The 20,724-nt window shown below is 36.8% G+C and carries 17 protein-coding genes; 4 read left to right on the top strand and 13 right to left on the bottom strand.

Going from position 1 to position 20,724, the window contains the following annotated elements:
• Positions 1–2 precede the first annotated feature (2 nt).
• The 12 genes from yceD to pgk form a co-directional block, all read right to left on the bottom strand.
• A complete protein-coding gene (gene yceD / locus J3U14_RS09670) occupies positions 3–512 on the bottom strand; it encodes a 23S rRNA accumulation protein YceD (protein WP_267352151.1) in 510 nt (169 codons plus the stop codon).
• A 256-nt stretch (positions 513–768) separates the two neighbouring features.
• A complete protein-coding gene (locus tag J3U14_RS09665; protein ID WP_267352150.1) occupies positions 769–1,686 on the bottom strand; it encodes a TPM domain-containing protein in 918 nt (305 codons plus the stop codon).
• An 8-nt stretch (positions 1,687–1,694) separates the two neighbouring features.
• Complete coding sequence (locus J3U14_RS09660) at positions 1,695–2,291, bottom strand: LemA family protein (protein ID WP_267352149.1); 597 nt, start codon at positions 2,289–2,291, stop codon at positions 1,695–1,697.
• A 447-nt stretch (positions 2,292–2,738) separates the two neighbouring features.
• Positions 2,739–3,053, bottom strand: coding sequence for an antibiotic biosynthesis monooxygenase family protein (locus tag J3U14_RS09655; protein WP_065559744.1), 315 nt, complete (start codon positions 3,051–3,053; stop codon positions 2,739–2,741).
• A 79-nt stretch (positions 3,054–3,132) separates the two neighbouring features.
• Positions 3,133–7,350 (bottom strand): DNA-directed RNA polymerase subunit beta', encoded by a 4,218-nt coding sequence (gene rpoC / locus J3U14_RS09650; protein WP_065559745.1) that lies wholly within the window; start codon positions 7,348–7,350, stop codon positions 3,133–3,135.
• 91 nt (positions 7,351–7,441) lie between these two features.
• The gene (gene rpoB, locus J3U14_RS09645) at positions 7,442–11,470 is read right to left on the bottom strand and encodes a DNA-directed RNA polymerase subunit beta (protein WP_065559746.1); all 4,029 of its coding nucleotides are present in this window, start codon (positions 11,468–11,470) and stop codon (positions 7,442–7,444) included.
• Between the two features lie 245 nt (positions 11,471–11,715).
• Positions 11,716–12,084: a 50S ribosomal protein L7/L12 gene (gene rplL, locus J3U14_RS09640; RefSeq protein WP_065559747.1), complete on the bottom strand. Its 369-nt coding sequence runs from the start codon at positions 12,082–12,084 to the stop codon at positions 11,716–11,718.
• A 58-nt stretch (positions 12,085–12,142) separates the two neighbouring features.
• On the bottom strand, positions 12,143–12,640 hold the full coding sequence (rplJ, locus tag J3U14_RS09635; protein ID WP_025316516.1) for a 50S ribosomal protein L10: 498 nt from the start codon (positions 12,638–12,640) through the stop codon (positions 12,143–12,145).
• Between the two features lie 234 nt (positions 12,641–12,874).
• On the bottom strand, positions 12,875–13,576 hold the full coding sequence (gene rplA, locus J3U14_RS09630) for a 50S ribosomal protein L1 (protein ID WP_065559748.1): 702 nt from the start codon (positions 13,574–13,576) through the stop codon (positions 12,875–12,877).
• 3 nt (positions 13,577–13,579) lie between these two features.
• The gene (rplK, locus tag J3U14_RS09625; RefSeq protein ID WP_065559749.1) at positions 13,580–14,008 is read right to left on the bottom strand and encodes a 50S ribosomal protein L11; all 429 of its coding nucleotides are present in this window, start codon (positions 14,006–14,008) and stop codon (positions 13,580–13,582) included.
• 174 nt (positions 14,009–14,182) lie between these two features.
• On the bottom strand, positions 14,183–15,262 hold the full coding sequence (gene fbaA, locus J3U14_RS09620) for a class II fructose-bisphosphate aldolase (protein ID WP_065559750.1): 1,080 nt from the start codon (positions 15,260–15,262) through the stop codon (positions 14,183–14,185).
• Positions 15,263–15,336: 74 nt separating this feature from the next.
• The gene (pgk, locus tag J3U14_RS09615) at positions 15,337–16,500 is read right to left on the bottom strand and encodes a phosphoglycerate kinase (RefSeq protein WP_065559751.1); all 1,164 of its coding nucleotides are present in this window, start codon (positions 16,498–16,500) and stop codon (positions 15,337–15,339) included.
• A 229-nt stretch (positions 16,501–16,729) separates the two neighbouring features.
• On the opposite strand from pgk, the gene rpsT reads away from it, so the two are divergent.
• From rpsT to dtd, 4 genes are all read left to right on the top strand, one after another.
• Positions 16,730–16,993 carry a 30S ribosomal protein S20 gene (gene rpsT / locus J3U14_RS09610; RefSeq protein ID WP_025316521.1) on the top strand — a complete coding sequence of 88 codons (264 nt, stop codon included), beginning with the start codon at positions 16,730–16,732 and terminating at the stop codon, positions 16,991–16,993.
• A gap of 200 nt (positions 16,994–17,193) precedes the next feature.
• A complete protein-coding gene (locus J3U14_RS09605) occupies positions 17,194–17,694 on the top strand; it encodes an SPOR domain-containing protein (protein ID WP_267352148.1) in 501 nt (166 codons plus the stop codon).
• Between the two features lie 8 nt (positions 17,695–17,702).
• A complete protein-coding gene (locus J3U14_RS09600) occupies positions 17,703–18,545 on the top strand; it encodes a virulence factor BrkB family protein (RefSeq protein ID WP_267352147.1) in 843 nt (280 codons plus the stop codon).
• Positions 18,546–18,552: 7 nt separating this feature from the next.
• Positions 18,553–18,987: a D-aminoacyl-tRNA deacylase gene (gene dtd, locus J3U14_RS09595; protein ID WP_220215984.1), complete on the top strand. Its 435-nt coding sequence runs from the start codon at positions 18,553–18,555 to the stop codon at positions 18,985–18,987.
• An 89-nt stretch (positions 18,988–19,076) separates the two neighbouring features.
• Here dtd and J3U14_RS09590 read toward each other — a convergent pair whose 3' ends face one another.
• Entirely contained in the window at positions 19,077–20,456 is a 1,380-nt protein-coding gene (locus tag J3U14_RS09590; RefSeq protein ID WP_267352146.1) for a histidine-type phosphatase, read from the bottom strand.
• Positions 20,457–20,724: the final 268 nt, after the last annotated feature.

The raw sequence follows: 20,724 nt of genomic DNA, 5'->3' as shown, positions 1-20,724 counted from the left end.
ATTTACCCCTTATTCTTTAAACTAACTAAAATTGCAAATGGATTTGGCTTTTCATTCTCTTTTGGAATATCACCAAATACCATATCTGCCTCTGACACTTCGCAGTGTTTACTATCATGTACCGGCGCAATTGGTAACGAGAGAATAATTTCGTCCTCAAGTAACGCTAATATATCCACTTCACCGAACTCGTTCATCAGAACAGGTTCATAATGTTCCGGTAGTGTCTCTGCTTGAGCATCGCTCTTTACAGGACTAAATTTATTCATCACATGAATTTCAGTGATAAAAGGTTTAAAACAACGTTGGCAAATCAGTTCCAACGTTATCTTCGCATCAATGTTGATAACACAGAGTTTTTGCTCATCATAATCAAAGGATAAGCGGCACTCGATATCACTTTTTGGACTTTCAATCCTTGTTGCACTTTTTGCTGGATAATATCCAACATAATCAAGTCGTTTCTGTGCAGCTTTAATAGGATCGATCGTTAATGGCAATTTATTTTGCATAAAATATGCACATCTACCTTAAAAAATTATTTAGTATAGTTAAAAACTACACGATGCCGTAAGGCGCGCATATTACCTTTAAATCAAGGTTTCGTCAATGGGATCGTATAAGATAATTTGTTTTAGTCGTTGATTATTGGCTTGATATTTTTATTACTCCATTATTTCAATAATATAAAAAACATCAAATTTGAAATTTTTATTTGATAATTATAAGCCAATTTTAACAAACAAATTAAAACGATTTCTAATCAATTTACCAGCTACCAGAAGCGCCACCACCACCACTACGACCACCTCCGCCACCGCTAAATCCTCCTGAGCCGCCTCCAAACCCACCACCTCCAAAACCTCCTCCACGGAATCCGCCGCCACCTGAACCACTGCTACCATTTATTCGTAAAAATCCACTCGCAATCGTACTCATGACAAACGCCAAGAATAGTAAGATAAAAGCAATGGATATAGAATGACCATTCCATAAGGTAAACCCACCTACTGATAATCCATTAAGTAGCCCAGTACCCAAATTTCGACTGGCAGAGCGTTTAGACGATCCTAGCGGAATAATACTATTGATAACAAAGCAAATGAAAAAAGAGACCAAACCATAATTAAATAATTTAGCACCAAATTCACCAGCAAGAAGCGTACCAATATCGGATTCATTGCTATTTTCATTACCTAGGGGTTCTGAGTTATCTATTTTTTGTTTCAAGACGGATATAGCATTTTTGATACCTTGATAATAGTTATTTTGTTTGAATTCCGGTGTTAATTGTTCACGTATAATATGGCTAGCAATTAAATCGGTTATGGTTCCCTCTAACCCATAACCAACTTCAATATGCATACGTCTATCGTCTTTAGCGATTAATAATAAAATACCATTATCTTGTCCTTTTTTTCCTATTCCCCATTGAGCAAAAACTCGAGTTGCACATTGTTCAATGGTTTCATCTTCAAGCTTTGCAATCATTAAAATGATAATTTGTGCACCATCAGCTCTTGGTTTTTCAAATTCAATTAGACTCGATTCTAAATCATCAATTTGTGATGGTGTCAGTGTATTTGTCGTATCAATCACCCGCCGGGTAAATTGTGGAATTTCAGTCAGCCCAAAACAAAACCAACTGAATATTAACAATAAGCTAACTGGAAAGTATCTCTTCATTATATTCACTACCCAAAATTAACTGCAGGTGCATTAGAAATCTGTTTTTCATTTTCAACACTAAACTGTTGTTTTGGTTTCACACCTAAAACATCTGCTACCCATTTTGTGGGTAATTGACGGATATAAATATTGAAATTTTGCACTGCTTCAATATAGCGTCCTCGAGCAACAGCAATACGGTTCTCAGTACCTTCAAGTTGGCTCATTAAATCTTGATATAATGTATTAGCTTTAAGCTCTGGATAATTTTCACTGACTGCTATCAAACGACTTAATGCAGAACTCAATTCAGATTGAGCTTGTTGAAATTTAGAAAATAAAGTAGGATCGGTAAGTTGATCTGCGTTTAATTGTATTGAACCAACTTTGGCTCGGGCGTCAGTGACTTGTGTAAACACCTCTTTCTCGTGTGTCGCATACCCTTTAACAGTATTAACCAAATTAGGGACTAAATCTGCTCGACGTTTATACTGGTTAATAACTTCTGACCATGAAGCTGCCACTTTTTCATCTTGGGTTTGGATACTATTGTAGTTTTTAAAAAAAATGAATCCGGCAACAATAAGTAACGCAATAATGAGTAACACAAGTTTTGATTTCATCGTAAACCCCTTATAAAATTGTCTAATTAATAGGTAATGTAGAAAAACACAACTAATTGAAACCATTAACAATTAAACTAAGGACATCAAAATATAGATCAATATATGAAATGAGCACTGAATATCATTAATATATAAACATGAATTAAATCAGAACCAAAAAAGAACACTATAAGTAATAAAGAAAAGATAGTCAGGAAAAAAGTAATTCAATGTGGATTAGCTTAATTTTTCATTGGTTTTGTATTTTTTAGAATAAATATACGCTAATCACACCAATATTTTATAATAGTTAGATTGTATTATAGCCATTTTTATAAACTTTGCGAAGTATAATCATAACTTATTATTTAATTCCTTATGTCACTATTAGATTATTGCTCACATAACCTTAATGAATTAATGATGAATCGGAATATTAGATTTTTGTTTGTTTCATCAAATTTATTATTTTAGTAAAACATCAAAACATTCTAATTGTGCCGGTTCAAAATAGATATCACTATTATTCGGTCGATTATTCGTATTACGATGAGTGTGTTTGAAGTGATCTGAGTTTACCCAAGCTTCAAAATCAGCCTTAGATTCCCACTCGGCAAATGAAGAAAATAAAGTATAATCCTGCTCAGTTTTTCCTTGTAGAAAGTAAAAGCGATTAAATCCTTTCATCTCTTTCAAATGACTATCACGATTACGCCATATGTCAATAAAAGTCTCTTCACTACCTCGTTTTATTTTAAAACGGTTCATAACAATATACATATAAAACTCCTTTCATTTCATTTGAGATAAAAAAATAGCACGTGCAATCACGTGCTATTTTAATAACTCGTCCTACTGACTATTGGTTTTCTTCTGCAGAATTAAGTAACTCAGCTAAGTTAGCTGTTGCTTCTTCAGCAGAAATTGTTGTTTGAATATCATCACTTGATGGCATTGCACGTTTACGTAAACGCTCTTTATGGTAAGCATAACCAGTACCAGCCGGAATCAATCGACCAACAATGACATTTTCTTTTAAGCCACGTAATTCGTCGTTTTTACCAGCAACAGCTGCTTCGGTTAATACGCGAGTCGTTTCTTGGAACGATGCCGCAGAAATAAACGATTCAGTTGTTAATGATGCTTTAGTAATACCAAGTAGATCGTGTAAATAAACAATTGGTTCTTTACCTTGTGCTTCAAGTTCACGATTAATAATCTTCAAGCGTGAAACTTCAAGTTGTTCACCGTCAAGTAGACGAGAACCACCCGGATGAATAACCGTTGCTTTACGCAGCATCTGACGAACGATAACTTCAATGTGTTTATCATTGATTTTTACACCTTGCAGGCGATAAACTTCTTGAACTTCGTTAACAATGTAACGTGTTACCGCATTTACACCACGTAGACGTAAGATATCATGTGCTGATTCAGGACCATCCGAAATCACATCACCACGTCCAACTTGTTCGCCTTCAAATACGTTAAGTTGACGCCATTTAGGAATCATCTCTTCATATGGTTCACTGCCATCTAATGGCGTGATGATCAAGCGACGTTTACCTTTGGTCTCTTTACCAAACGAAATAATACCATCAATTTCAGCAAGAATAGCTGATTCTTTCGGTTTACGAGCTTCAAATAGGTCAGCTACGCGTGGTAAACCACCGGTAATATCTTTAGTCCCTACAGAGGCTTGTGGAATACGTGCAAGCGTATCACCCACATTGATTTCTGCACCATCTTCTAATTGAACTAATGCTTTACCTGGTAAGAAGTATTGTGCAAGCATTTCAGTACCTGCAACATAGATATCTTTACCTTTAGCATCAACAATTTTGATTGCAGGACGTAAATCTTTACCTACACCTGTTCGCTCCGCGACATCTAAAATAACAATCGATGATAAACCTGTTAATTCGTCGGTTTGACGGGTAATAGTTTGACCATCAACCATATCAACAAATTTAACAAAGCCTTTCGCTTCAGAGATAACTGGCATTGTATGCGGATCCCAGTTAGCAACTGTTTCACCAGCATCGACTGCTGCACCATTACCTTTTGTTAAAATCGAACCATAAGGAACTTTGTAAGTCTCTTTCATTCGACCTAAATCATCGATAATCGTTAACTCAGCATTACGTGATGTAATAACCAATTTCTTGTCTGGGTTAGTCACAAATTTAGCATTAGTTAATTTAATACTACCTTTGTTTTTAACTTGAACACTTGATTCTGCTGCCGCTCTTGATGCCGCACCACCGATATGGAACGTACGCATGGTTAACTGTGTACCCGGCTCACCGATTGATTGAGCTGCGATAACACCGATTGCTTCACCTTTATTCACCAAGTGACCACGTGCTAAGTCACGACCATAACATTTCGCACAAACACCAAAATCAGTATCACACGAAACGACAGAACGGACTTTAACACTATCAACCGATTCAGCTTCTAGTAAATCACAATAGCTTTCATCAAGTAATGTGTTACGTGGAATCAAGATATCGGCACTGCCTGGTTTTAACACATCTTCAGCCGTTACACGACCTAATACACGTTCACGAAGTGGCTCTTTAACATCTCCACCTTCGATAACTGGCGTCATCACTACACCTTCTAATGTGCCACAATCGTCTTCAATAACAACTAAATCTTGTGCAACATCAACTAAACGACGAGTCAAATAACCAGAGTTCGCCGTTTTTAACGCTGTATCAGCAAGACCTTTACGAGCACCATGGGTAGAAATAAAGTACTGAAGTACGTTTAATCCTTCACGGAAGTTTGCTGTAATTGGTGTTTCGATAATAGAGCCGTCCGGTTTTGCCATCAAACCACGCATACCTGCTAACTGACGAATCTGTGCTGCAGAACCCCGCGCACCTGAGTCGGCCATCATATAAATACTGTTGAAAGAAGATTGTACTTCTTCTTTACCTTCACGATTAATCACTTTTTCAGTTGATAAGTTATCCATCATGGCTTTTGCAACACGTTCATTGGCTGCTGCCCAGATATCGATAACTTTATTATAACGTTCACCTGCTGTGACTAAACCTGATTGGAATTGCTCTTGAATTTCAGCAACTTCAATTTCAGCTTCGTTGATGATTTGTAATTTCTTAGCCGGAATTTCCATATCATCAATACCAACTGAAACACCAGAACGTGCAGCATAAGCAAAACCGGTATACATCACTTGGTCAGCCAAAATAACGGTTTCTTTCATACCTAGTTGACGATAGCAAATATTCAAAATACGTGAAATTGCTTTTTTGCCAAGTGGTTGGTTAATCACTGAGTAACTCATCCCTTTTGGCATAATCAACCATAAAATAGCACGCCCAACAGTAGTATCAATAACTGAAGTTGTTTCTTCCCACTCACCAACACTATTACGTTGGCTTTCAGTGATACGCACTTTAACTTTAGCATGTAGCTCAACAAGACCTAAACGATACAGTTTTTCTGCTTCTTTAGGACCGGTTAAAATCATGCCTTCACCTTTCGCATTGACTTTATCACGAGTCATATAGTAAAGACCTAATACCACGTCCTGTGAAGGAACAATAATAGGCTCACCACTCGCAGGCGAAAGAATGTTGTTGGTTGACATCATTAACGCACGCGCTTCTAATTGCGCTTCTAACGTTAATGGTACGTGAACCGCCATTTGGTCACCATCGAAGTCAGCATTGAATGCCGCACAAACTAATGGATGTAACTGAATCGCTTTACCTTCAATTAAGATAGGTTCAAATGCTTGAATACCCAATCTGTGAAGTGTTGGTGCACGGTTTAGTAATACGGGATGTTCACGGATAACTTCATCTAAGATATCCCAAACAATCGCATCTTCACGTTCAACCATTTTCTTCGCAGCTTTGATGGTTGTTGCATAGCCACGACGCTCTAATTTACCGTAGATAAATGGTTTGAAAAGCTCAAGTGCCATTTTTTTCGGTAAACCACATTGATGTAAACGCAAGTATGGTCCCACTGTAATTACAGAACGACCTGAGTAGTCAACACGTTTACCTAATAGGTTTTGACGGAAACGACCTTGCTTACCTTTAATCATATCGGCAAGTGATTTTAATGGACGTTTGTTTGAACCGGTAATAGCACGACCACGGCGACCATTATCTAATAATGCGTCGACAGATTCTTGTAACATACGTTTTTCATTACGTACAATAATATCTGGCGCAGCTAAGTCTAATAAACGTTTTAAACGGTTATTACGGTTGATCACTCGACGATAAAGATCATTCAAATCTGATGTTGCAAAACGTCCACCATCAAGTGGTACTAATGGACGTAAATCTGGTGGCAACACAGGCAATACATTTAAGATCATCCATTCAGGTTTATTTTCTGATTGAATGAATGCTTCAATAATCTTAATGCGTTTAGTGATTTTCTTCCGTTTTGTTTCAGAGTTTGTTGTTGAAAGTTCGTCACGTAGTGCTTCACATTCCGCTTGTACATCAATATTACGCAACAACTCTTGGATAGCTTCGGCACCCATGCGAGCATCGAATTCATCACCAAACTCTTCTAACGCATCTAAATATTGCTCTTCTGTTAAGATTTGACCACGCTCTAAGTTGGTCATACCACCATCAAGAACCATAAATGATTCAAAATAAAGAACACGTTCGATATCACGAAGTGGCATATCTAACAATAAACCAATACGAGATGGTAATGATTTTAAAAACCAGATGTGTGCAGTTGGCGATGCAAGTTCAATATGCCCCATACGTTCACGACGTACTTTCGCTTGTGTTACTTCAACGCCACATTTTTCACAGATCACACCACGGTGTTTTAAACGTTTATATTTTCCACATAAACATTCATAGTCTTTAACTGGTCCAAAAATACGCGCACAAAACAATCCATCACGCTCTGGTTTGAACGTTCGATAGTTGATTGTTTCAGGTTTTTTAACTTCACCAAAAGACCATGAGCGAATCATATCAGGAGAGGCAAGACCTATCTTGATAGCATCAAAATCTTCTGTTTTTGTCTGTGCTTTTAGAAACTTTAGTAAGTCTTTCACAATTGGCTCCTATGGAGTTAAACCAATTAGATAACTTATTATCGCTAATAAGTTATCCCTATAAATAGAAATCATTTTTAGTTAATGAAGATTACTCTTCATCTAACTCGATATTAATACCTAGCGAACGAATCTCTTTTAACAATACATTAAATGATTCTGGAATCGCAGGTTCCATACGATGATCACCATCTACAATATTTTTATACATCTTAGTACGGCCGTTTACGTCATCTGATTTAACCGTTAGCATTTCTTGTAGTGTGTAAGCAGCACCATAAGCTTCAAGTGCCCATACTTCCATCTCACCGAAACGCTGACCACCAAATTGAGCTTTACCACCCAATGGCTGTTGAGTAACCAGACTATATGAACCTGTAGAACGTGCATGCATCTTATCATCAACTAAGTGATTTAATTTCAGCATGTACATATAACCTACCGTTACCGGACGTTCAAACTGTTCACCTGTACGACCATCATATAATGTAATTTGACCTGAAGTCGGCAAATCACCCAATTCTAGTAATGACTTGATTTCTTGCTCTTTTGCACCATCAAACACTGGTGTAGCAAGTGGCATACCATTACGTAAATTTTGTGCCAATGTCATCACTTCTTGATCGGTAAATTCTGCAACATTCACTTTTTGTGCAGCACCTAAACCAAGATCGTATGCTTTTTGGATAAACTCACGTAATTTAGCAAGTTCTTGCTGTTCTTTAAGCATTGTATCAATTTTTTGACCAATACCTTTAGCCGCCATACCTAAGTGGGTTTCTAGGATCTGTCCAATGTTCATACGCGACGGAACCCCTAGTGGGTTTAACACGATATCGACTGGACGACCTTTGTCATCATATGGCATATCTTCAATTGGATTAATCTTAGAGATAACCCCTTTGTTACCATGACGACCCGCCATTTTATCACCAGGCTGAATTTGACGTTTAACCGCTAAGTAAACTTTAACAATTTTGAGCACACCAGGTTGTAAATCATCACCTTGTGTAATCTTCATGCGTTTAGCTTCAAGCTTTTTGTTAAACTCAAGTTTAATTTCTTCGTGCTGTTCAGCAAGTTGCTCTAACTGTGCTTGTTTGCTTTCGTTTGAAATACCGATTGTTAACCATTTTTCTCGTGGTAAGGCATCTAATTTATCAGCTTTAATACCACCTGAAATTAACACATCACGAATACGCGCAAATAAAGCTGCTTCTAAGATTTTAAGCTCTTCAGTTAAATCTTTTCTTGCTTGTTTAAGTTGCATCTCTTCAATTTCAAGTGCACGTTTATCTTTTTGTACACCATCACGAGTGAAGACTTGAACATCAATAACCGTACCAGAAACACCATTTGGTACACGTAAAGACGTATCTTTAACGTCAGATGCTTTTTCACCGAAAATTGCACGTAGTAATTTTTCTTCTGGTGTTAATTGTGTTTCACCTTTAGGCGTCACTTTACCAACAAGAATATCACCACCTTTCACTTCAGCACCGATATAAACAATACCTGATTCATCTAATTTAGAAAGCGCAGCTTCACCCACATTTGGAATATCAGCAGTGATTTCTTCAGCACCTAATTTAGTATCACGAGATACACAAGATAACTCTTGAATATGGATCGAGGTGAAACGATCATCTTGTACCACTTTTTCAGAAACTAAAATAGAATCCTCAAAGTTATAACCATTCCATGGCATAAATGCCACGCGCATGTTCTGACCTAATGCAAGTTCACCTAAATCAGTTGATGGACCATCTGCAAGTACATCACCTCGTTCAACTTTTTCGCCTAATTCCACACATGGAATTTGATTGATACAGGTATTTTGGTTAGAACGGGTATATTTAGTTAAGTTATAAATATCAATCCCTGTTTCACCCGCATACATTTCATCGGCATTTACATTGACTACGATACGTGACGCATCAACATATTGAACAGTACCACCACGACGAGCAACGGCTGTTACACCTGAGTCAACAGCTACCGCACGTTCCATACCAGTACCAACAAATGGTTTTTCCGCTTTTAATGTCGGAACTGCTTGACGTTGCATGTTTGCACCCATCAAAGCACGGTTTGCATCGTCATGTTCCAAGAATGGAATTAATGACGCACCAACTGACACGATTTGTTGTGTTGAAACGTCCATATAATGAACTTGTTCAGGACTATATAAGCCCGACTCACCATTTAAACGACAAGTCACTAAATCTTCTTTAAAGCGACCTTCCTCATCAAGGTTTGAGTTTGCCTGTGCAATAACAAATTCACTTTCGTCAATTGCTGATAAATAATTAATTTCATCAGTCACAACACCGTCAATCACTCGACGATATGGTGTTTCTAAGAAACCATACTCATTAGTACGAGAATAGACCGCTAACGAGTTAATCAAACCGATGTTTGGACCTTCAGGCGTTTCAATCGGACATACACGACCATAATGAGTTGGATGTACGTCACGGACTTCAAAGCCTGCTCGCTCACGAGTTAAACCACCTGGACCTAATGCAGAAATACGACGTTTATGCGTAATTTCAGATAATGGATTGTTTTGATCCATAAACTGAGATAACTGGCTAGAACCAAAGAACTCACGGATTGCCGCTGAAATTGGTTTAGCATTAATCATATCTTGTGGCATTAATGAATCAAGATCACCTAAAGATAAACGCTCTTTTACGGCTCTTTCAACACGTACTAAACCAATACGGAATTGGTTTTCTGCCATTTCACCAACGCTACGAATACGACGATTACCTAAGTGGTCGATATCATCAACATCACCATGACCATTACGAATACTGATTAATTTCTTCATAACGTCAACGATATCATCTTTAGTTAAGACGCTTTGACCTTCGATATCATCACGACCTAAAGAACGATTAAATTTCATTCGACCAACAGCTGATAAATCATAACGTTCATCAGAGAAGAATAAGTTGTCAAATAACGCTTCTGCAGCTTCTTTTGTAGGTGGCTCACCTGGTCGCATCATGCGATAAATTTCAACTAATGCACCTAAACGATCGCGTGTTGAATCAACATTTAATGTTTCAGAGATAAACGCACCATGATCAAGATCATTGGTGAATAATGTTTCAATTTTTTTGTAGCCTGCATTCGTTAATTCTAATAACAATTCTAATGAAATTGGTGTATTAGCGAATGCAATGACTTCACCTGTCGCGTCATTAACATAGTTTTTAGCAAGCACTTTATTAACGATGTATTCAACAGGTACATCAATTTTGCTTACTTTATCTTTTTCTAATTCACGAATATGACGTGCAGTAATACGGCGACCTTTTTCAGCGTACACTTTACCTTTTGATTCAATATCAAATAAGGCTGTTTCACCACGTAAACGCTCTGGGACTAAATCCATTTTTAATTTGGATTTGCCAACTTCAAAAATGGTCTTCTCAAAGAAGATATTTAAAATTTCTTCTGTTTCATAACCTAATGCGCGCAAAATAATTGTTGCTGGAAGTTTACGACGACGGTCAATACGAGCAAAAAGATTGTCTTTTGGATCAAATTCGAAATCAAGCCAAGAGCCACGATAAGGAATAATCCGAGCATTATATAAAACTTTACCAGAAGAGTGTGTTTTACCTTTATCACTATCAAAGAACACACCTGGACTACGATGTAATTGTGAAACGATTACCCGTTCGGTACCATTGATTACAAATGTTCCATTGTCCGTCATTAAAGGAATTTCGCCCATGTAGACGTCTTGCTCTTTAATATCTTTTACAGTTCCTTCTGGTGCATCTTTATCATAAATAACTAAACGTAATTTTACGCGCAACGGTGCTGAGTAAGTGATCCCTCTAATTTGACATTCTTTTACATCAAACACAGGTTCGCCCATCTTAAAGCTCACGTATTGTAACTCAGCATTACCACTATAACTTTTTATCGGAAATATTGAACGAAAAGCGGCTTCTAAACCATACTGACCTTCTGGATCTTGCTCAATAAATTTCTGGAACGAATCAAGTTGAATAGAAAGAAGATACGGTATATCCAAGACTTGTGGACGCTTACCAAAATTCTTACGAATTCGTTTTTTCTCGGTATAAGAGTAAACCATTAGTTCCTCAACTTGCTTATCTGCTATTTTAGCATGATTAAATATTCATCAGGAGCACTTCAATCGAATAATAACGCCTGACACCTCATCGAAAATATCTATAAATATCAATTGATTAGGCTTAATAAATATACTATTTCTTTATTGCTTTTTATTGATAGTCTTCAAATAAAATTCTTCGACTTTTTACAGCGCAAAAAGGCTGGAGGTAAAACCCCCAGCCATTTAGCTTGCTATCGATTAACTTATTTAAGTTCGACAGCTGCACCAGATTCTTCAAGTGCCTTTTTAAGTTCTTCAGCATCAGCTTTGCTAACACCTTCTTTAACTGTTGCAGGAGCTGATTCAACAAGATCTTTAGCTTCTTTTAAGCCTAAACCAGTTGCACCACGAACTGCTTTGATAACAGCTACTTTATTTGCACCAACATCTTTTAAGATTACATCAAATTCAGTTTTCTCTTCAGCTGCTTCAGCTGGACCTGCTGCTGCAACTGCAACTGCTGCTGCTGCAGAAACACCGAATTTTTCTTCCATCATAGATACTAGTTCAACAACGTCCATTACAGACATTTCAGCAACTGCATCTAAAATTTGTTCTTTAGTGATAGACATAATATAGTTTCCCAAATTTACAATTTTTAATTAATAAAATTCGTCATCATACTGCTAATTAAGCAGCTTCTTTTTGATCACGAACAGCTGCAAGAGTACGAACCAATTTGCCTGCTGCGGCTTCTTTCATGGTTGACATCAAGCGAGCTAATGCTTCTTCATAAGTAGGTAATGTTGCTAAGCGATCAATGTTCGCTGCAGTAATTAACTCACCTTCAAAGGCTGCGGCTTTAATCTCAAATTTATCGTTTTCTTTTGCAAACGCTTTAAAAATACGCGCAGCAGCACCTGGGTGCTCGTTTGAAAACGCAATTAGAGTAGGACCAACAAACGTATCTTTTAAACACTCATATTGAGTGCCCTCTACAACACGGCGTAATAGCGTATTACGAACAACACGCATATAAACACCCGCTTCACGAGCAGATTTACGTAATGCAGTCATTTTTTCTACAGTTACGCCACGAGAATCGGCAACAACTGCAGATAGCGCACCTTTGGCGATTTCATTAACTTCAGCAACAATTTCTTGTTTATTTTGAAGATTTAGTGCCATTGGTTTTGCTCCTGGATTAAAACTAGGCAAAGCCTAGACTTATTTAAACTAACTATAACAATATAGTTAGCACAACCACGATGAGCAGAATTCCTGTATTATATCTTATCAGGTTCTGTCACCGTCTACGTAGGAAAATTAAGTAATTAAACGTCAATTACACCTACGGTCTTGGACGGGGTCTGGTTAAGGCCAGACACCAACCGATTTTTTTGTTTAATTAATAATGATTAATTAAACAGATGCATTCAATGTTGTTTGATCGATAGCAACACCAGCGCCCATAGTAGTAGAAAGACTTACTTTCTTCACAAAGACACCTTTAGAAGATGCTGGTTTTGCACGTTTTAACGCAACAAGTAATGCTTCTAAATTTTCTTTAAGTTTAGCTGCATCAAAATCAGCTTTACCGATAGTAGTATGGATAATACCATTTTTATCGTTACGGTAACGGATTTGACCTGCTTTCGCATTTTTTACTGCTTCAGCAACGTTAGGCGTTACAGTACCTACTTTAGGGTTTGGCATTAAACCACGTGGTCCTAAAATTTGACCTAATTGACCAACTACACGCATAGCGTCTGGCGATGCGATAACAACATCAAAATTCATTTCGCCTTTTTTGATTTGATCCGCAAGATCGTCCATACCAACTAATTCAGCACCCGCTTCTTTAGCTGCTTCTGCATTTGCACCTTGTGTAAACACAGCTACACGAACGCTACGACCAGTACCATGTGGCAATACAATTGCACCACGAACATTTTGGTCTGATTTACGTGAATCAATACCTAAATTTACAGCAACATCAACGCTTTCAGTAAATTTAGCAGTCGCAAGCTCTTTTAATAAAGCAATTGCTTCGTTGATTTCATATTGTTTAGTTGCATTCACTTTTTCGCGGATAAGTTTAGCTTTCTTAGATAATTTAGCCATCGATTAACCCTCCACTTCCAAGCCCATTGAACGAGCGGTTCCTTCAATAGAACGCATCATTGATTCAATGGTAGCACCATTCATATCTGCAGCTTTTAATTCAGCGATTTCGCGAATTTGAGCACTCGTTACTTTACCTACTTTTTTCTTGTTAGGCTCACCTGAACCAGACTTGATTTTAGCAGCTTTCTTCAATAGTACTGCCGCAGGAGGAGTCTTAGTAACAAAGGTGAATGAACGGTCTGAATAGACTGAAATAACAACTGGAATAGGTAGACCTTTTTCCATGCTTTCTGTTTTCGCATTAAATGCTTTACAGAATTCCATAATATTAACACCATGTTGACCAAGTGCTGGACCAACTGGTGGACTAGGATTTGCTGCACCAGCTGCAACTTGCAACTTGATGTAAGCCTGTACTTTTTTTGCCATTTTTTGGTTTCCTTCTCTCGGGTGCAAACGCTTCTATTATATAAATAGACAGCTCCCCTAAGTTAAATGAGGGCAGAATTATCCTACAATTGATATACAAATGCAAGATTTATTTTATGAACAATTAATACAAAGTAGGAGATCCCCCACTTTGTATTAAAAATGAAAACGTAATTAAAGTACGTTAACAGCATTAAGTTCTTTAAATGCAAGTTCTAAACGAGCAACTAAAGAATCTTGACCTTTACGTAACCAAACACGTGGATCATAGTATTTTTTGTTTGGCGCATCAGGTCCTTCAGGATTACCTAATTGACCTTGTAAATAAGCTTCATTAGCTTTGTAGTAATCTAAAATACCCGCCCAGTTAGCCCATTGAGTATCGGTATCGATATTCATTTTGATAACACCATAACTAACTGCTTCTGCAATTTCTTCAGGTGTTGAGCCTGAACCACCATGGAATACAAAATTCAGTGATTTTTCAGGTAAGTTGAATTTTTCTGATACGTATTTTTGTGAGTTATCTAAAATTTTTGGTGTTAATTTAACATTACCTGGTTTATATACACCATGCACGTTACCAAATGATGCAGCGATAGTGAAACGAGGACTAATTTCGCTTAAACGCTCATAAGCATAAGCTACATCTTCAGGTTGAGTATAAAGTGCTGAACTATCCATATGGCTGTTATCCACACCATCTTCTTCACCACCAGTACAACCTAATTCTAGCTCTAATGTCATTTTCATTGCAGACATACGAGCAAGATACTGACAACAAATATCAATGTTATCTTTTAATGTTTCTTCTGACAGGTCAATCATATGTGAAGAAAATAGTGGTTTACCGGTTTTAGCAAAGTGAGTTTCACCAGCATCAAGTAAACCATCAACCCATGGAAGTAATTTTCTTGCACAGTGGTCAGTGTGAACAATCACTGGCACACCATATTTTTCAGCCATTAAATGAACATGTTTTGCACCAGAGATAGCACCTAGTACTGCACATTCTTGTCCTTCTAATTTAAGACCTTTACCAGCGATGAACTGTGCACCACCATTTGAGAATTGAACAATAACAGGGGAACCTACTTTTGCCGCTGTTTCAATTACCGCATTAATTGTGTTGGTATCAACACAGTTAACTGCTGGTAAAGCAAAGTTATTTTCACGAGCGATTTGAAATACTTTTTGAACATCATCACCAGTTACAACACCGGGTTTAACGACATCAGAAATCTTTGTAGCCATTTTATTACCTATGATTTAATTATTATAAAAAATAAAGGATGAGTAATCATCTCATCCTTTTTACTGAATCTATATTATGCTTTTGCTCTCGCTTCTAACATTGCAACAGCAGGAAGTTTTTTACCTTCAACAAACTCAAGGAAGGCACCTCCACCAGTTGAGATGTAAGAAATTTTATCTTCAATTCCAAATAAGTCAATTGCAGCTAACGTATCACCACCACCGGCAATTGAAAAACCTTCACTATCAGCAATTGCTTTAGCAACAATTTCAGTCCCACGACGGAAATTAGGGAATTCAAATACACCAACTGGACCATTCCATAATATGGTTTTCGCTTTTTTAATAATATCAGCTAATGCTTCAGCTGATTTATCACCTAAATCAAGAATTTGTTCATTTTCTTTAACATCAGAAACTGATTTTTCTGTAGCCGTTGCTGTTTCACTGAATTCAGTCGCAACACGTACATCAGTTGGAACAGGAATATGGCAGTTAGCCATCAATTTTTTCGCTTCTGGGATTAAATCCGCTTCATATAGTGATTTACCTACATTATAACCTTCAGCCGCAATGAAAGTATTAGCAATACCGCCACCGACAATAATTTGATCAGCGATTTTTGAAAGCGAATCAAGTACAGTAAGTTTAGTTGATACTTTAGAACCCGCAACAATCGCAACCATTGGACGAGCTGGGTTATCAAGTGCTTTTCCTAATGCATCAAGTTCCGCAGCTAATAAAGGACCAGCACATGCGATAGGTGCAAATTTACCCACACCATGCGTTGAAGCTTGAGCACGGTGAGCTGTTCCAAAGGCATCCATTACATAGATATCACAAAGTGCGGCATACTTTTTAGATAACGTTTCATCATCTTTACCTTCACCCACATTGAAACGTACATTTTCAAGAACCACTAATTCGCCTTCTTTAACATCTACACCATCAAGGTAATCTTTAACAAGACGGACAGGAAATGAAACATGTTCTTTTAAGTAATCAACGACTGGTTGCAATGAGAATTCAGGGTTATATTCTCCTTCTGTTGGACGACCAATGTGAGAAGTCACCATCACTTTAGCGCCTTTTTTGATTGCTTCTTCAATTGTCGGTAATGATGCCTTGATACGTGCATCAGAAGTGACTTTACCATTTTTGACTGGTACATTAAGATCTGAACGAATAAATAAACGTTTCCCTTTTAGATCAAGATCTTGCATTCTAATAACAGACATGAGACTTCCTCTTAATAAAAAAATATAAATAAAAATAAACTTCACGTATTCTAACATAAAAATTCTTTTTAGGTTATAGCGATTATTGTTCAAATAGTAAACATTTGTCATCAATGTGTAATTTATAAATTGCAAATTTTTTATGTAACAGCATTGACAACTGGCAGAAAATCAGGCATATTTTGCCGCCTTATTAATATGTAATTTTATTTAAACTTGGGAGTTGACTTTGGCTAATATCAAATCAGCTAAAAAACGTGCGGTTCAATCCGAAAAACGCCGTAAACATAATGCTAGTAACCGTTCAATGATGCGTACTTATATCAAGAAAGTTTACGCAGCTGTTGCAGCTGGTGATAAACAAACAGCTGAAGTAGCATTCAAAGACATGCAAGCAGTTGTTGACCGTCAAGCGGCTCGTGGCTTAATCCACAAAAATAAAGCTGCACGTCATAAAGCAAATTTAATTAAACAGATTAAAGCATTGGCTTAATGCCCGAATCTGTTAACTATTATAGTTAAAGAAAATGCTAAAAAGTGGTGTAAGCCACTTTTTTTATTTGTATAATAATCAGTTATTCCATATCAATAAAAAAAATAAGAGAGTATATTGTGGTTCAGCGTGATTATGTGAGAAGAAAAAGTCGACCGAAAAAAAACAAATCAAGCTTTATGCCAAAATTTATGATATTTATGGCAATTGTTCTTATTGTCTTATTTTCCGCCATTCTCTATTTAATTACCAATAATAAACCTAACAAACCCGTTGAACAACCAAAAGTCAAAACGCCTCCACCTGCCGTTACCTTACCAGAGCAACCTCAGGAACGTTGGACATACCTTAAAGCGTTAGAAACGCCCAATGCCAGTTCAAACGCAACATCGAATTCAGTTGCAAGCGAACGGCAACAGATTTTAGATAGTTTTGCGAATAACACCAATACACGATCGAATACCAATCAAACCTCATCGACAACAACGAAATGGACATTACAATGTGGTGCTTTTAAGGAAAAAGCCAATGCGGACACCCTAAAAGCTCAACTTGCTATGACAGGTATAAATGGTAATATTTCTTCTGGTCAGTTATATCGCGTTACAGCTGGGCCCTATACTAGCAAAAGCGAAGCTGATAAGGCGTTGAACTCATTAAAAAATAGTGGGATCAATAATTGTATTCTTTCTAACAAATAGAAAAAACCATGAAAACATTTCAGCAGATAACGTTGTTCTTAAAAATGTTGTGGGCTAAAATCAATCAGGATCAGTTGACCACATCCTCTGCCAGCCTTGCCTATACCACAATACTGGCACTTGTTCCGCTTATCACTGTTATTTTTTCATTATTATCCGCTTTTCCAATGTTTGATGAAATTAGCCTATCGCTAAAACAGCTCATTTACAGTAATCTCGTGCCTACCGCAAGTGATACCATTCAAAATTACTTAGAACAATTTATCACCAATACTAAAAAGATGACGGTAGTGGGTATAGTTGGATTAATCGTTACCTCATTATTGCTTATTAACTCAATTAATAGTGCGCTTAATCATATTTGGAGAACGAAACGCAAACGCTCATTTATGTATAATCTAACTATGTACTGGACAATATTGACTTTGGGGCCTATTTTAGCGGGCTCAAGTGTAGCTGTCAGTTCGTATATATTTTCGTTAAACTGGTTATCAACTGGAGCAACGGGGAATATTATGCTGAGTAGTTTACCGTTTATTATTTCTGTCGTTGGATTTTGGTTACTTTACAGTATTATCCCTACTGAATCCGTTCCTTTTAAAGAGTCATTCATTGGTGCGATTGTTGCAGCAATATTGTTTGAAATAGGTAAACGTGCCTTTGCGTTTTATGTAAGTTCATTTCCAACTTATCAGTTAATCTATGGCGTAGTATCTTCTATTCCAATCATGCTTGTTTGGATTTACTGTTCTTGGTGTATTGTCTTATTTGGCGCTGAATTTGCAGCAACCTTAACCGAATTTAACCGCCCTAAAAAACGAATATCGGATAACCAAGCTCAAGCGGAGTAATATTTTTATGATTGCCTTAATCCAACGTGTTAAACAAGCTTCTGTCACTGTTGAAGATCAGATTATTGGAAAAATTAATCATGGTTTGTTGATATTACTCGGTGTCGAGCAAGATGATGATGAACAAAAAGCAATTCGATTATGTGAAAAAGTCCTTGGCTACCGTATTTTCAGTGACAGCGACGGTAAGATGAACCTTAATGTTAATCAAGCTCAAGGTGAAGTTCTTGTTGTATCCCAATTTACTTTAGTTGCAGATACCCAAAAAGGAATGCGTCCAAGCTTTACCAAAGGGGCTAAACCAGAAGATGCCAATAGACTGTATCAATTCTTTGTTGAGCAATGCAAAAAAAATATTAAGACGCAAACCGGTCAGTTTGCAGCAGATATGCAAGTATCATTAATTAATGATGGACCGGTAACCTTCTGGCTTCAGGTTTAGTCATTTAACGGATCATAGTCTTATGCAGAAATAGTTTCTACTTTACCTAATTCAGTAAAACAGTCATTTACCATATGCTCAATCTAGAATCATTTTAATTTTTTAAGCATATCGATATCGGATTGATTTTCATTTAAGCCTAATTGATTTAATTTATTGGTATAATACTGTTTAACATCCTGCCAACGATAATAAGGATATTGTTGGGTACTAATTGGCAGATGGACTTCTTGTTCATTTAATAAGATTTTAACTAGTATCGGATGATGTGGTTGTTCACTTTTATAAAAAATCCATTGTATATTGGCGCCCATAGGAATAATTTTTTCTGCATGCCAGACAGTCGGATAATCAAATAGCGTCTTGGCAACTTTTGCTGTACCCTCTATTTCCATTAGCGTTGCTAATGGTGAAAGCGTCTCTGCATGAGCAAAACGCAAATTAGCATCAACATTATTATTGGTAATTGCGTTATCGGCCGTCATTAGCATATTCCTTAATAAAGGTGCAGCAATTTTAATTTGAATACCATTGGCATCAAATGCCGGACCAATTTGTAAATAATTTTTGGCAGTGACAACCGTATTAAACCACGCATTTGCTTCCTCTGAAAAATAATCATCAAAATTAAGTTGATGATTAACTAATACCTCTGTGGGTAATGCCTGTAACTCTTGATAGAGTTGATAAACGGCCAGACTAAAATCTTCGGTTTTAATCGAATTATATTCACCAATATCCATTCCTACATTTAATTTTTTAATAAAATTATGGGTAAAAAATTTTAAGGCGACGGTTTGACTCAGTGCGACAGTTTTAGGTGAACATTTAATTGTTTTTAAGGCATTTTTAACCGATTTACTCTGTTTATATTTATCATAAGCAGGCGAATAGTTAAAAAAGCGTAACAACGTTTGTCCATTTTCGGGCTGGTTGGTGACTTGAATATGAGGATATTTTGCTTTAAAGGGTTGGACAAAAATTTCAGCCGTCTCTTTAGCCCTAGGCGACGTAGATGAAATTACCGCAATGTTATGGCCTTTAAAGACCGTTGGATTATTTTTTAACATTCGCTGACTGATGAGACCAATATCTTGACGCCCTAAATCGGTTAACTCTCCATAGTGATTATTATTCAACTGTTTAATATACAAAACTTGCTTGAATAATGATTTTCCTTCATCAGTGAGTTGATTATCTTTGTCGGCTAATAATAATGTCTGATAAACAATCTCTTCATATTTTGATTTACTAATATAGCGAGAACCATGACGACCAATATGATTAATATAAAATGCTTGATAGCCTTTTGGAGCAGGGGTAATGGTTTGCTTAGTATCATAATGATAGGCGGTTTTTGAGCCTGCTAGTTGTGGTAATGCAAAACAAAATGAAGAGAAAGCAAGTAACATAATTGTACCTATTCCCCTAGAAGAATGAACAAACACGTTTTGATTAATTACTACCATACATTGCTCCTACTAATCATACCATATCGAGAAAAGCGAATGAGTCTACGACATTATTTTTAAACGTTACCGGTATCAAATCAATAGAAAAAGCATATTAGCAACAATTTATAGAATCATCTTTGATAAATTCATTATACCGCAATTGGAAAATTGCCTAACGCAATTTAATGACGATATAAATTATTTTGATAACACTCTTTTAATTTTTGTAAAAAAGATTATCTTAGTAAGCATTTCAAAAAACTTCTATTAGTCGAATAAAAAT

This window comes from Gilliamella sp. B3801, assembly GCF_026536645.1.
GTDB classification, from domain to species: Bacteria; Pseudomonadota; Gammaproteobacteria; order Enterobacterales; family Orbaceae; genus Gilliamella; species Gilliamella apicola_I.
This window is presented reverse-complemented; position numbering and strand designations above follow the sequence as displayed.

Coding starts and splice junctions, on each gene's coding strand:
- yceD (WP_267352151.1), bottom strand. CDS start 512: ATGCAAAATAAATTGCCATTAACGATCGATCCTATTAAAGCTGCACAG.
- J3U14_RS09665 (WP_267352150.1), bottom strand. CDS start 1,686: ATGAAGAGATACTTTCCAGTTAGCTTATTGTTAATATTCAGTTGGTTT.
- J3U14_RS09660 (WP_267352149.1), bottom strand. CDS start 2,291: ATGAAATCAAAACTTGTGTTACTCATTATTGCGTTACTTATTGTTGCC.
- J3U14_RS09655 (WP_065559744.1), bottom strand. CDS start 3,053: ATGTATATTGTTATGAACCGTTTTAAAATAAAACGAGGTAGTGAAGAG.
- rpoB (WP_065559746.1), bottom strand. CDS start 11,470: ATGGTTTACTCTTATACCGAGAAAAAACGAATTCGTAAGAATTTTGGT.
- rplL (WP_065559747.1), bottom strand. CDS start 12,084: ATGTCTATCACTAAAGAACAAATTTTAGATGCAGTTGCTGAAATGTCT.
- rplJ (WP_025316516.1), bottom strand. CDS start 12,640: ATGGCACTAAATCTTCAAAATAAACAAGAAATTGTTGCTGAAGTTAAT.
- rplA (WP_065559748.1), bottom strand. CDS start 13,576: ATGGCTAAATTATCTAAGAAAGCTAAACTTATCCGCGAAAAAGTGAAT.
- rplK (WP_065559749.1), bottom strand. CDS start 14,008: ATGGCAAAAAAAGTACAGGCTTACATCAAGTTGCAAGTTGCAGCTGGT.
- fbaA (WP_065559750.1), bottom strand. CDS start 15,262: ATGGCTACAAAGATTTCTGATGTCGTTAAACCCGGTGTTGTAACTGGT.
- pgk (WP_065559751.1), bottom strand. CDS start 16,500: ATGTCTGTTATTAGAATGCAAGATCTTGATCTAAAAGGGAAACGTTTA.
- J3U14_RS09605 (WP_267352148.1), top strand. CDS start 17,194: ATGGCAATTGTTCTTATTGTCTTATTTTCCGCCATTCTCTATTTAATT.
- J3U14_RS09600 (WP_267352147.1), top strand. CDS start 17,703: ATGAAAACATTTCAGCAGATAACGTTGTTCTTAAAAATGTTGTGGGCT.
- dtd (WP_220215984.1), top strand. CDS start 18,553: ATGATTGCCTTAATCCAACGTGTTAAACAAGCTTCTGTCACTGTTGAA.
- J3U14_RS09590 (WP_267352146.1), bottom strand. CDS start 20,456: ATGGTAGTAATTAATCAAAACGTGTTTGTTCATTCTTCTAGGGGAATA.